This window comes from Spirulina subsalsa FACHB-351 (genome assembly GCF_026130165.1).
GTDB classification, from domain to species: domain Bacteria; phylum Cyanobacteriota; class Cyanobacteriia; order Cyanobacteriales; family Spirulinaceae; genus Spirulina_A; species Spirulina_A subsalsa_A.
This window is the reverse complement of the sequence record NZ_JAIHOM010000138.1, coordinates 1-11,790: the sequence shown is the minus strand read 5'-3', so window position 1 is coordinate 11,790 and position 11,790 is coordinate 1. Positions and strand designations below refer to the sequence as shown.

General features: G+C 47.1%; 12 protein-coding genes, 2 pseudogenes and 1 CRISPR repeat array. Of the genes and pseudogenes, 7 read left to right on the top strand and 7 right to left on the bottom strand.

Translation table 11 applies throughout. The features are described from left to right. The first annotated feature begins 85 nt into the window (after nt 1-85). Nucleotides 86-832, top strand: a complete 747-nt coding sequence (locus K4A83_RS19565; protein ID WP_265266365.1) for a TIGR00297 family protein — start codon at nt 86-88, stop codon at nt 830-832. A gap of 16 nt (nt 833-848) precedes the next feature. Here K4A83_RS19565 and K4A83_RS19560 read toward each other — a convergent pair whose 3' ends face one another. Further along, nucleotides 849-1,070, bottom strand: a complete 222-nt coding sequence (locus tag K4A83_RS19560; RefSeq protein ID WP_265266364.1) for a hypothetical protein — start codon at nt 1,068-1,070, stop codon at nt 849-851. A gap of 90 nt (nt 1,071-1,160) precedes the next feature. On the opposite strand from K4A83_RS19560, the gene K4A83_RS19555 reads away from it, so the two are divergent. The 3 genes from K4A83_RS19555 to tnpB all read left to right on the top strand — a co-directional run bounded on the left by K4A83_RS19555 (nt 1,161) and on the right by tnpB (nt 3,600). Further along, nucleotides 1,161-1,805, top strand: coding sequence for a pseudouridine synthase (locus tag K4A83_RS19555; protein WP_265266363.1), 645 nt, complete (start codon nt 1,161-1,163; stop codon nt 1,803-1,805). After that, complete coding sequence (gene bcp, locus K4A83_RS19550) at nt 1,799-2,263, top strand: thioredoxin-dependent thiol peroxidase (protein ID WP_265266362.1); 465 nt, start codon at nt 1,799-1,801, stop codon at nt 2,261-2,263. Before K4A83_RS19555 ends, bcp begins: the two co-directional genes overlap by 7 nt. Before the next feature lie 128 nt (nt 2,264-2,391). Continuing rightward, entirely contained in the window at nt 2,392-3,600 is a 1,209-nt protein-coding gene (gene tnpB, locus K4A83_RS19545) for an IS200/IS605 family element RNA-guided endonuclease TnpB (protein WP_265266361.1), read from the top strand. 231 nt (nt 3,601-3,831) lie between these two features. Beyond that, nucleotides 3,832-4,871: direct repeats of the CRISPR family, unit length 37 nt; unit sequence GTAGCACCCGGCCTCCGGGCTGGGTGAGGATTGAAAC. A 2-nt stretch (nt 4,872-4,873) separates the two neighbouring features. On the opposite strand, the gene K4A83_RS19540 is transcribed toward tnpB, so the two are convergent. The 3 genes from K4A83_RS19540 to K4A83_RS19530 form a co-directional block, all read right to left on the bottom strand. Beyond that, a complete protein-coding gene (locus K4A83_RS19540) occupies nt 4,874-5,308 on the bottom strand; it encodes a retroviral-like aspartic protease family protein (protein ID WP_265266360.1) in 435 nt (144 codons plus the stop codon). A gap of 150 nt (nt 5,309-5,458) precedes the next feature. Beyond that, nucleotides 5,459-5,893, bottom strand: a complete 435-nt coding sequence (locus K4A83_RS19535; protein ID WP_265266358.1) for a retroviral-like aspartic protease family protein — start codon at nt 5,891-5,893, stop codon at nt 5,459-5,461. A 408-nt stretch (nt 5,894-6,301) separates the two neighbouring features. Beyond that, nucleotides 6,302-7,549 (bottom strand): glycoside hydrolase family 10 protein, encoded by a 1,248-nt coding sequence (locus K4A83_RS19530; protein WP_265266357.1) that lies wholly within the window; start codon nt 7,547-7,549, stop codon nt 6,302-6,304. A gap of 308 nt (nt 7,550-7,857) precedes the next feature. Here K4A83_RS19530 and K4A83_RS19525 point away from each other — a divergent pair, with 308 nt between their 5' ends. The 3 genes from K4A83_RS19525 to K4A83_RS19515 all read left to right on the top strand — a co-directional run bounded on the left by K4A83_RS19525 (nt 7,858) and on the right by K4A83_RS19515 (nt 9,008). Next, complete coding sequence (locus tag K4A83_RS19525) at nt 7,858-8,076, top strand: DUF2997 domain-containing protein (protein ID WP_265266355.1); 219 nt, start codon at nt 7,858-7,860, stop codon at nt 8,074-8,076. A 123-nt stretch (nt 8,077-8,199) separates the two neighbouring features. After that, nucleotides 8,200-8,586: a DUF1257 domain-containing protein gene (locus tag K4A83_RS19520; RefSeq protein ID WP_265266354.1), complete on the top strand. Its 387-nt coding sequence runs from the start codon at nt 8,200-8,202 to the stop codon at nt 8,584-8,586. Further along, the gene (locus K4A83_RS19515; protein WP_017305157.1) at nt 8,586-9,008 is read left to right on the top strand and encodes a ferredoxin; all 423 of its coding nucleotides are present in this window, start codon (nt 8,586-8,588) and stop codon (nt 9,006-9,008) included. Before K4A83_RS19520 ends, K4A83_RS19515 begins: the two co-directional genes overlap by 1 nt. A 299-nt stretch (nt 9,009-9,307) precedes the next feature. Here the strand turns inward: K4A83_RS19515 and alr are convergent, their stop codons facing one another. From alr to K4A83_RS23590, 3 genes and pseudogenes are all read right to left on the bottom strand, one after another. Continuing rightward, a complete protein-coding gene (gene alr / locus K4A83_RS19510) occupies nt 9,308-10,474 on the bottom strand; it encodes an alanine racemase (protein ID WP_265266353.1) in 1,167 nt (388 codons plus the stop codon). A gap of 140 nt (nt 10,475-10,614) precedes the next feature. Next, nucleotides 10,615-11,649: pseudogene (chrA, locus tag K4A83_RS19505) on the bottom strand (chromate efflux transporter); the annotation flags it as partial. Continuing rightward, nucleotides 11,643-11,790, bottom strand: a pseudogene (locus tag K4A83_RS23590) (RNA-guided endonuclease InsQ/TnpB family protein); the annotation flags it as partial. The pseudogenes chrA and K4A83_RS23590, both read right to left, overlap by 7 nt.

The window sequence follows — 11,790 nt, the reverse complement described above, 5'->3', positions numbered from 1 at the left end:
GGTTTCATCCCGTCGGTTTTACCGACGGGATGAAACCCGACATTGCAGATAACCAGTTTCCATCCCCTTTACCCAGTTTTGCCTGATGTTCCCTACCGTTAACCCTTGGCTGATTGCCCTTGCCCTCAATACCCTATTAATTGCGATCGCCTTCCTCTCCCCCAAAAAACTCCTAACCCCCATCGGATACCTCCACGCTTGGGTTCTAGGCGTTCTCCTCTGGGGAACCCTCCAAGCCCCCGGCTACATAGTCGTGATGTTCTACTTCCTAGTCGGTTCAGGCGTAACCCGCATCGGCATGGCCGAAAAAGAAGCCGCCGGAATCGCCGAAAAACGATCCGGCCTACGCGGCCCCGAAAACGTTTGGGGCTCCGCCCTCATCGCCACCCTCTGCGCACTAGGGACAATCTGGGTCAATCCCCTCTGGTCTAACTTCCTTCAATTAGGCTACGTCGCCAGTTTCAGCACCAAACTCTCCGACACCTGCGCCTCAGAAGTCGGCAAAGCCTACGGAAAACGCACCTACCTCATCACCACCTTCCAACCCGTCCCCCGAGGAACAGAAGGCGCCGTCAGTCTAGAAGGCACCCTAGCCGGCCTCTTAGCCTCCGTAATCATCGCCCTCATCGGTTGGGGAGTCGGCTTAATCAACCCTTGGGGCGTACTGTGGTGTACCCTTGCCGCCCTCATCGCCACCAACTTAGAAAGCGTCATTGGAGCCACCCTACAAACTAAATTAGTGTGGCTTTCCAACGAATGGGTTAATGTGATCAATACCCTAATCGGCGCAGTCGTAGCCATTCTAGCCGCTTGGCTAACCATCCCTGCTTAGGCCTTGCTATTTTTGTTCAACATTTCACATAAAGCTGTGAATCAACATAGATGCGCACCGGGATTTGAGGAGAAGCCTTCACCGAAGCCGCCCAAATATGTTCCGCCATGCGAGGACTAATCGTCTCTACAATCAAACAATGACGGTGGAAACGGATACTCAAGTAATCTAGACTACAAGCCGTGTTAGCACGAATCGTCCCCAGCCACTTCAGGAAAGCTAAGTCAAAATATGTCATGCTTTATACCAAATCTTGGAATTTATAATTTCTTTATTATTCCCATAATAGGGAAAATCTTCAACCAGCAGCGTTCAGAGTGAACCTTTGATGTCCCATCACTACATTCTTTTTTACAAACCCTACGGCGTACTCTGCCAATTCAGCAACGAAGGCAACAGCCCCCGAGACACCCTAAAATCCTATATTCCCATCCCCTCCGTTTATCCAGCCGGACGATTAGACCAAGACAGCGAAGGGCTATTACTCCTCACCAACGACGGCAGACTTCAGCACCAACTCTGTCACCCCCGTTTCGCCCATTTACGCACCTACTGGGTGCAAGTCGAAGGCATTCCCCACCCAGAAGCCCTTGCTCAATTGAGAAAAGGGGTTAAAATCAAAGACTATTACACCCGCCCCAGCCAAGTCGCCTTACTCGAACAAGAGCCGAATTTGCCCCCAAGAAATCCCCCCATTCGCTTTCGGAAAAATATCCCCACCCATTGGTTAGAAATAAGCCTCACCGAAGGGAAAAATCGTCAAGTCCGCCGCATGACCGCCGCCGTCGGTTATCCTACCTTACGATTAGTCCGAGTCGCCATGGGGTCTAATCCCAAATATGCTAAAGTAAGGTCTGTTTTTCCCACCAATCCCCATGCTTTATTTACCTTAGAAGGGTTAGGCTTAGGGCAATGGCGGGAATTAGATGAGCCGGAACAGCAATTATTAAAAAAAGGGTTAGTCTCGTGTTGAAAATTGGGGAAATTGCACCAGATTTTAGTCAAAATAACGCAGAAGGGACAATAACTGAGCTTAAGGATTTTCGAGGAAAATGGTTAGTTTTATATTTTTATCCTAAAGACAATACCCCCGGTTGTACAACAGAAGCTCAGGAATTTTCTGCCTTAGTAGACGAATTTTTGAAATTAAATGCTGTAGTTGTAGGGGTTAGCCCTGATAGTGAAAAATCCCACTGTCGCTTTCGGGATAAACACAATTTATCCGTAATTTTATTAAGTGATCCTGAGCATAAAATGGCAGAAAATTATGGAGTTTGGCAGTTGAAAAAGTTTATGGGTAAGGAGTATATGGGAATCGTGCGTTCTACCTTTCTAATTAATCCCGAGGGGCAGATAGCCCAGATTTGGACAAAGGTTAAGGCGAAAGGTCATGCTCAAGTAGTGTTAGATTCTTTAGCAGCCTTAGTTTAACAAAATGTTGCGGAATTCCCCTTCCTCCCTTGCAGGGAGGGGATGAATAGCAACCAATAAACCAACTGAGCGATCGCGAATCCTCGGATGAGCAGCTACAATATTATCGGCAACAGCAAATCAAGATAATGTATAAGGCGTACAAGTATCGCATCTACCCAACCGACGACCAAAAAGCGTCTCTCGCCAAGGCCTTTGGATGCTGTCGTTGGTATTGGAATTTTGCACTCAACCTATGCCAAGAAACCTATCTCAAGACAGGCAAAGGATTATCTCGTGGATATATCCAGAGTCTGTTACCAGGGTTAAAAAAGGAATACCCTTGGCTAACGGATGCCTATTCCCAGTCCTTGCAAGTTGTTGCTCTCCATCTTTCCACTGCCTACAAAAACTTCTTTGAAAAGCGGGCGCAATTGCCCCGTTTCAAGTCAAAGCATGGTCGGCAGTCATTAAGTTATCCCGCCAACGTTAAGTTTGAGGGAGACTATATCAAACTACCTGGGAAGATTGGGCTAGTCTACTGCCATCGTCATCGAGCATTTGAAGGGACAATCAAAACTGTCACTGTCTCCAAAAATCCTGATGGAAAATACTATGCTTCGGTATTGGTGGATGATGGGCAAGAAACTCCGAGTCAGTCTACCGAAGGTAAAGCGGTTGGCATTGACGTTGGATTGACTCATTTCGCCATTACCAGTGATGGGTCAAAGTATGATAATCCCCGTCATTTCGCCAAACATCACCGCAACCTTAAACGCCAACAAAAAAAACTATCCCGGAAGCAAAAGGGGAGTCAGAATAGAACTAAAGCCAAACAAAAAGTAGCTAAAGTTCATGGCAAGACTGCCCGTTGCCGTGAGGACTTTCTACACAAACTATCCCGCAAGATAGTCAACGAAAACCAAGTTATTGCTGTAGAGAATCTGAATGTAAAAGGGATGGTAAGAAACCCCAAACTAGCTAAGGCGATTAGTGATGCAGGCTGGGGAATGTTTACCACAATGCTTAAATATAAAGCGGAGTGGGAAGGAAAAACCTATATTGAGGTTGACCGTTTCTTTGCCTCCTCTAAAACCTGTCACGTTTGCCTCAATCGAGTAGAGAGTTTGTCGTTAGATATTCGTCAATGGCAATGTCAACATTGTGGGACTTGCCATGATCGAGACATCAACGCGGCACAAAATATCAGAAATGAAGCCTTGCGGATCTTGTCGTTGGGAACCAGCGATACTGCCTGGGGAGGGAGTGTAAGACAACCTGGCAAAACATCGGTTTTGTTAGATGCAGTTCCCGTTGAATCAGGAAGCCCCATCCTCGCCAACGGCAGGGTGGGGTAGTTCACGGGGTATGCTCTATAGATTTGGCACTTTTGGCTCTATATACATGGACATCAGATTTTGCGCGAACCTTAAGCGATGGTCAAAACCTAGGGGGTTTCGCGCAGCTTATGGGGCAAGGGTTTCAGCCTTTAGTGTGGTTTTTTCCCTCGGTTGGTTCACCCCCTCTCAAAGGGGTTCGCGTTTTGGGGGTCTGGATTGCTTATTCTGTAAGGGTTTGGTATAATCGCGGTAGCACCCGGCCTCCGGGCTGGGTGAGGATTGAAACATGAGGCCTGTATCGACGGGACGCTCACGACTGACGAGTAGCACCCGGCCTCCGGGCTGGGTGAGGATTGAAACTCTCTACTGCCATTTTTTGATGCCTAGAAGCGATTTGTAGCACCCGGCCTCCGGGCTGGGTGAGGATTGAAACCCCACCTAGTCCCATTACTATGACCTATACTAATGTAGCACCCGGCCTCCGGGCTGGGTGAGGATTGAAACTATCGATTGCACCTATAGACGTATGTGCATTTGAAGTAGCACCCGGCCTCCGGGCTGGGTGAGGATTGAAACCTTTCCAGATGAATTGATGGGGGATATTGAGCGTAGCACCCGGCCTCCGGGCTGGGTGAGGATTGAAACCCGTCGAAAAATCGCTTCTAGGTATCAAAAAGGTGTAGCACCCGGCCTCCGGGCTGGGTGAGGATTGAAACCCAGAGAAAACTGCTATCACATTATCAACAGCATCGTAGCACCCGGCCTCCGGGCTGGGTGAGGATTGAAACTAGATCAGTCTCTGGGCTGAAGTTGTCGAGTAGGGTAGCACCCGGCCTCCGGGCTGGGTGAGGATTGAAACTGTAAGCTTTTATTGTTGGGTGCTTGATTTCAGGTAGCACCCGGCCTCCGGGCTGGGTGAGGATTGAAACCTGGGATTGATATCCATGTCTCTAAGTCTGGGTGTAGCACCCGGCCTCCGGGCTGGGTGAGGATTGAAACGCGTTTAATGACTTTTATCTCAGAGTCTTGACTGGGTAGCACCCGGCCTCCGGGCTGGGTGAGGATTGAAACCAAAGTGGCCACGGACGGGCGGTTACACCGTACCCGTAGCACCCGGCCTCCGGGCTGGGTGAGGATTGAAACAGGGGTTTGTAATCCCTGACTTTCCAAAAAACTGAGTAGCACCCGGCCTCCGGGCTGGGTGAGGATTGAAACCACGCCACCCCCCCACCAGGCACCCGGGCCCTGAGTTGTAGCACCCGGCCTCCGGGCTGGGTGAGGATTGAAACACTCACATAATAGTAAGGTAAGTATCAATAGATGTTTCCGGTAATACTTTAAGTTGTTGCCGTTGTAAGTCTAATTCAATTCCTAACGCTTCCAGGGGAATAACACCTAGTAAAGCATCACGTCCTCCAGGTAGTTCTAAGCATTCAAACGTCCCCTCTCTCCCCAATAAGGAAATACTAGCATCCCGAAAAATGCGGGCTTTTTGAATCCCTGAAGCTGTGGCTACATCCACTTCTCGCAGGAGTTCTAACCCTAGTTGGGCGATTAAATTCTCAGGCAAACAGAGGGTCGTTGCTCCTGTATCTACTAAAACATTATTTAGGGTAAGGGTGCGCACTTCTTCTGAGGGAATAACCTGTCGATTGGCTAGAATTTGATCTGCCCGATTGGTAATGGTTAGCGTAGTTAAAATTTTACCCATGTTTTGTGTTGCCATTGTTTGAAATCCTAACTCTTGATTTTTATTGTATAAATAAAGTCTAGCAATGGTTGAGGAGTTCACATTTCTTTGAAAGATAAATTTCCGACCCGTCCAATACTTGAAAAACATCTATTGCTCTAACCTTTTTAATAGGGATTGAAACCCTCACATAATAGTAAGGTAAGTATCAATAGATGTTTCCGGTAATACTTTAAGTTGTTGCCGTTGTAAGTCTAATTCAATTCCTAACGCTTCCAGGGGAATAACACCTAGTAAAGCATCACGTCCTCCGGGTAGTTCTAAGCATTCAAACGTCCCTTCTCTCCCCAATAAGGAAATACTAGCATCCCGAAAAATGCGGGCTTTTTGAATCCCTGAAGCTGTGGCTACATCCACTTCTCGCAGCAGTTCTAACCCTAGTTGGGCGATTAAGTTCTCAGGCAAACAGAGGGTCGTTGCTCCTGTATCTACTAAAACATTATTTAGGGTAAGGGTGCGCACTTCTTCTGAGGGAATATACCCCCGTGTCGCCGCAGATTGATCTGCCCGATTGGTAATGGTTAGCGTAGTTAAAATTTTACCCATGTTTTGTGTTGCCATTGTTTGAAATCCTAACTCTTAATTTTTATTGTACAAATAAAGTCTAGCAATGGTTGAGGAGTTCACATTTCTTTTAAGTGTGAGCAATTATGTATTGATTTGATTTGGGTTGTCATGTTTTTGGAAATTTAACCCATATCCTAGGATTGGATTTTAGATTCTTGATTATCATTTGTTGGGTTGCGCTGTCGCTTCACCCAACCTACAAAGCACGAAACCATTAATCATTATTGATTCTTGATTATCATTTGTTGGGTTGCGCTGTCGCTTCACCCAACCTACAAAGCACGAAACCATTAATAATTATTGATTCTTAGTTATCATTTGTTGGGTTGCGCTGTCGCTTCACCCAACCTACAAAGCACGAAACCATTAATAATTTGGGTTTTGGGGGTTGGATTTCTACGCTTAACGGCCTTGGAAAAGGTGCTTAAATCCTTCTCGTCGCTCTTGGGGAGATTCGGGGGTAATATAGCCCCATAAACTCTCCCAGTAGAAGAAAGAAACCCCCGTAAAACCTTGTTCCCTGACGATCTCGACTTGCTCAATAATTTGCTCAATGGGGATGGGTTTGGTTAACACTCCGCTCAAAATGGCTACACTGACGGGAATCTGTTCACGAGCATAATTAATGGCGTCTTGATGCAGTTCGTTAATAAACTTTTCCTGATCACTGCGATAAACTTGTAAAACCAGTTGATCTACAAAGCCATTTTTGACCCAATCTCGCCAATTTTGTAGGTATTTGTAGTAAGCAAAACTTTGGGAATGGGGAGAAAGGGAAATAATACAATCGGGTTTAATGGCTTTAACGGATTTATAAATATCTCCCATAAAGGCTGTAATTTTATTGGCGCGCCACCCCATCCACCGGGGATCATAGGGGTCACTGGGGGGCAATTGACCGTTATTTTCTTGTTGATAAAGGGCGATTGTGTAGGGGTCATACCCCATTTCTACGGGCATTCCAAAATGATCGTCAAATTGAATGCCATCAATGTCATAATTTTCTACGACTTCTAAGACCATGCCTTTAATAAAGGCTTGAACTTCGGGATGAAAGGGATTGAGCCATTCTTGGGGGATGTAACGGCGCGTGTTTAACCACTGTAAGAGGGGGGAGGCTTGTTCTGATTCGGCGGCTAGGTCGTCATCGTAGCCGATGAGACGATGATCTTGGGTTTGGGTTAACCAGTCGGGGTGTCGTTTGGCTAACATTGACCGACGAGGGGTCATTAAACCGTATTCAAACCAAGGTAGGACTTTAAAATCCCGTTGGTGGCCTTGTTGGATGATTTCGGCGAGGACATCTTGACCGAAGTGCATCAAGGTTAAAAGGGGGAGTTGGGTGTTTCCGGTTTCTTGATGAGCAAGGGTGCTGGGGTAGAAGGTATATCCCCGATTCCAGACGACGGGGTAAAGGGTATTGAAGTTAAATTGGGCGAGTCCTTGGATGGCGCGTGGTATACCCCAGGGTAGAAATAATACTCCACTGGCGACGTTGGTTAACCAAACGCCACGCATTTCTGCTTCTCGGGTGATGGAGGCTACTGTGGGGGGTGTGGGGAAGGGCGATCGCAAGAAAAACACCATTAAGGCTAGGGTAATCAGCAAAATCCCGAAATTCTGGCGGCGATCGCCTTTAAATCGTCTCATGAATGTACTCATCTGCTAGGAAATCTGACCCCCCAATGGCATTTAATGGGGTGACCGGGTGGAGGGAAACCCAGTTTTTCCCAAGGCAATGACCCCTCAAACAAGCTAGCCCATCTTGACGAGATTAGAAAGTTACGCGAAACTTACAAATTATTGATGTAGCCTCTCCCGTGATCTTTAAACTTTGTTAAAATTTAACAACTTTTAATGCGATCGCTCAAGATAGTTGAGTAATAGCGTTAATTCCCGAGGGTTTACCCCTCATTCCCATACTCTAACTCAGATGGAGGTTTTCCTAGAGACAAGCCATGAACATGGAAACTCTAGAGTTTATCATTTACCCCGATGGTCGGGTACAAGAAAAGGCCACAGGCATTGTGGGAGCGTCTTGTACTGAAGTGACAGCTGCTATTGAAGCCCAATTAGGCGTAGTGCTGTCTACGGAAAAAACCTCGGAATATTATGCCCAAGAACAGCACCAGTCTGTTAGTTCTGTAAATCACCAACACAATTGGAGTGATTGGTAATCAGCCACTAGAGAGATTCAAATCGGGGGATTTTGTGCTAACCCTTGAATCTGAAAACGGTTCTAAAGTTGGTTAACGTTTTGAAAACTTTTGTAAATCTAATGCCCATAGGTTAGACCAAATATGTCTCATTTCAGCAACATTAAAACACAAATTCGCAATCTTTCTTCCTTACAGTCTGCGCTCTCGGATTTGGGAGTTGACTGGAAATCGGGCCCTTCGACGGTGAGGGGATATCAAGGACAAACCCGCACGGCTGAGGTGGTGGTGGAGCAAAGCAATGACTATGATATTGGCTTTAGTTGGAATGGTCAAGAATACGAATTAGTCGCTGATTTGCAATACTGGCAGCAACCCTTATCGGTGGAAGGGTTTTTGAAGCGTTTAACTCAACAGTATGCCTATCATACGGTGGTGAGTGAAGCCACGAAACAAGGTTTTCAAGTGGCAGAACAACAAAAGAATGCAGACGGTTCTCTCCGTTTGGTTGTCCAACGCTGGAGTGCGTAATGGCTGATTTTGAACCCACCCCTGAACGGTCTGGTTTTGAACCGGAATTGGGGGGCATTTTTCGGGATGCTCCTGAACGCACGGGTTTTGAACCGGAGTTAGGGGGAGAATTACGACAAAAAGGGGTTTATGTAGACGAAATTACTTGTATTGGCTGTAAGCATTGTGTCCATGTTGCACCTAATACGTTCTATCTTGAGCCGGATTATGGGCGATCGCGGGTAATGAGTCAAGAGGGTGATCCCGAGGCCTTAATTGATGAGGCCATTGAGACTTGTCCGGTGGACTGTATCCATTGGGTGGATTATACGCACTTAAAGGAATTAGAAGCCCAGCGCAAGTATCAAGTGGTGAAGCATTTAGGGTTCCCCAATCATGGCGCTAATGCTAAGCCTGCAAAATCTAAACCCCGTCCATCCTGAACCATTTTGTCTAAGATTCACTTCTTGGAGTTTAAGGGAGGCTATTAATAGCCTCTTTTTCTTGGAAGGCCATTGATAATTGATAATTAGGGCTTGCTGAATAACTCGGGGAGTTGGGGAGCAGGGGAGCGGGGGAGTCGGGAATAATTGATAATTGATAATTGTCAATTATCAATTGTCAATTATCAATTCCCTTGTTGAGTCTAGCGTTGGGCTTTTTCGGCAGACCCTAAGTGGGAAATGTTGGGTTGCGCTGCGCTCCACCCAACCTACGGGGGGTTGGGTTTCTCCATTTTGATCTAATCCAGATAAACCCGAGGCAGACGCTGTTTAAACCCACAGAGAATTTCCCAAGAAATGGTATTCGTTTTATCGGCCCACTCTTCGGCCGGGATCACGTCTTGACCGTCTCGACCAATGAGGGTGGCAATTTCCCCCGGTTGTAAGTCGGGGATGGTGGTGACATCTAACATCAGTTGATCCATGGTGACGGTGCCGATTTGGGGGACTCGCTGACCCCTCAGTAACACTTCCATCTGGTTGGTTAGGGCCCGGGGTACACCGTCGGCGTAACCAATACCGACTACGGCAATGCGGAGGGGGCGATCGCACACAAAACGCCGACCATAACTCACACTACTTTGAGGGGGGATGGTTTTGACTTGGGTAATGCGGGCTTTAATCTGGAGGGCGGGTTTTAAGGGGATTTTGTGACGGAGGTGGGACTCGGGATATAACCCATACAAAGCTAAACCCACCCGCACTAAATCGTAGTGATAGCAGGAATCAGTTAAGGTGGCCGCTGAGTTGGCGATGTGTAGCATGGGGGGTTCTAGGTGGTGCTGTTGCCATTGTGCGATCGCCTCTTTGAACCGTTGATGCTGTAATTCCATAAAACTGGGGTCAGGATCATCAGCCGTGGCAAAATGGGAGTAACAACTGACCAACTCTAGATGAGGCAGTTGGCGCACAAATTGGACAAATTCCAGCGCTTCAGTCCAAGCAGTGCCTAAACGGGACATTCCCGTGTCAATGTTTAAATGGACAGGTAAATCACACCCCAGTTGCTGTAAGGTGTCGGAGAAAATCAAGGCCTGTTGAGGGCTGCAAAGGGTAGGTTGTAGGTTGTACTGCACCACAGCTTTAATTTCCTCTAGGCTGTTAATTGCCCCCAACACTAAAATAGGGGCTTGAATCCCGGCCTCTCGCAGGGTAATTCCTTCTTGAGAGGTAGCCACAGCAAACCAGTCCGCCCCTGCTTGTAAGGCGGTTTTAGCCGTCATTACAGCCCCGTGACCATAACCATCGGCTTTAATCACAGCCATCAATTGGGTTTGGGGTTTTAACAAGCGTTTGATTTGCCGGACATTATCGGCCAAGGTGGTGAGATTAATTTCCACCCAAGCGCGTTGATATTCCGCTTGGGTAACGGTTAATCGTTGGGGGGATGGATAACTTAACACCATAGGTTCACTCCTCTACACTCAGGGCTACATCCCACTCTCCGCGTCTCGCGTCCTTGGGGGATGTTTAAGTTGTATACAGGATAACCTGTTCAGTTTCTGGATGGGGATGACCGGGGGTTGAGGTGAATTCTGGGGGGGTGTCAAATTCCTTGGAAGAAGAAACCCAGCACTCCCCCAGCGAGGACAAGCCACACTGAATTGATTTTAAAACGGAAAACGGCGATCGCACTCCCTAAACTCAAGATGAGGCTGAACCCATCAATCAGGGCCGCCTGCCCTAAACTGTAGGTGACACCCACCATCAACCCTAATGAGGCTCCATTCACCCCATCAAGAAAGCCGCCCGCCCACAGGGATTGTCTTAATTTTGTCACCCAAGGATTCACAATCCGCACTAACAGGAATGCGGGAAAAAAGATGCCAACCGTGGCGGCAATTGCTCCCATATTTCCAGCTAATAAATAACCAATAAAGGTGGCGGTTGTGGAGAGGGGACCCGGGGTTAATTGTCCGATGGCAACAGCATCTAAAAGCTGTTGGGAGGTGAGCCATTGGTGATGATCAATGACTTCCCGTTGTAGAAAAGCGAGTAACACATAACCACTGCCATAGAGGACAAAGCCAATTTTTAAGAAGAGGAGAAAAACCTGTAAGCCATTAATCGTTTTCTCGGGATCGGGAGTACTATTGGCTAACGTGAGCATAGGAAAAAAGGGCAATACCCCTAGCGTTGTTTTTTTTCTCCAGAAAGGAGGCTGAGATCCTCTCGCTTTAATGACCATTACAATCACCCCAATTCCTAACAGGGCTACCACTTCATTAAAGCCTGTGAAATAGGCGATCATTGCCCCTAAACTGCCTAAAATAGTGGGGACATCTTTAATCGCTTTTTTCCCTAAATTCCAGAGGGCTTGTAAGACAATAGCAATAATAACGGGTTTAATACCGTAGAGAATGGATTGCCCTTGGGGGATATTTTGGGAGTGAGTATAGAGAATGGCTAATCCCCAAACCATAAGCATAGCGGGTAAAATAAAGCAAGTTCCCGCTAAAATTAATCCGCGCCATCCGGCTTGTTCATAGCCAATATGAATGGTTAATTCTGTGGAATTTGGACCAGGAATTAAGTTATTGACGCTCCCATCGCTAAAAGCGAGGGATTCCCTGTTCAACCAGTTACCTTATCTAATAAGCTCTCACCTAATAGACAGTGGGTAGTCTGTCCGAGGGCTTAAATTTCTGTCCGCCCGACAGTATTGGCTCTACGAAGTATGTTGATAGCGGCGTTTTCATCTCTGTCTAGAACACAGCCACAA

Excerpts from the sequence above, each read along its gene's own strand:
- K4A83_RS19530 (WP_265266357.1), bottom strand. The coding sequence starts at position 7,549 with ATGAGACGATTTAAAGGCGATCGCCGCCAGAATTTCGGGATTTTGCTG.
- K4A83_RS19535 (WP_265266358.1), bottom strand. The coding sequence starts at position 5,893 with ATGGCAACACAAAACATGGGTAAAATTTTAACTACGCTAACCATTACC.
- K4A83_RS19555 (WP_265266363.1), top strand. The coding sequence starts at position 1,161 with ATGTCCCATCACTACATTCTTTTTTACAAACCCTACGGCGTACTCTGC.
- K4A83_RS19515 (WP_017305157.1), top strand. The coding sequence starts at position 8,586 with ATGGCTGATTTTGAACCCACCCCTGAACGGTCTGGTTTTGAACCGGAA.
- K4A83_RS19525 (WP_265266355.1), top strand. The coding sequence starts at position 7,858 with ATGAACATGGAAACTCTAGAGTTTATCATTTACCCCGATGGTCGGGTA.
- K4A83_RS19540 (WP_265266360.1), bottom strand. The coding sequence starts at position 5,308 with ATGGCAACACAAAACATGGGTAAAATTTTAACTACGCTAACCATTACC.
- K4A83_RS19565 (WP_265266365.1), top strand. The coding sequence starts at position 86 with ATGTTCCCTACCGTTAACCCTTGGCTGATTGCCCTTGCCCTCAATACC.
- K4A83_RS19560 (WP_265266364.1), bottom strand. The coding sequence starts at position 1,070 with ATGACATATTTTGACTTAGCTTTCCTGAAGTGGCTGGGGACGATTCGT.
- alr (WP_265266353.1), bottom strand. The coding sequence starts at position 10,474 with ATGGTGTTAAGTTATCCATCCCCCCAACGATTAACCGTTACCCAAGCG.
- tnpB (WP_265266361.1), top strand. The coding sequence starts at position 2,392 with ATGTATAAGGCGTACAAGTATCGCATCTACCCAACCGACGACCAAAAA.
- K4A83_RS19520 (WP_265266354.1), top strand. The coding sequence starts at position 8,200 with ATGTCTCATTTCAGCAACATTAAAACACAAATTCGCAATCTTTCTTCC.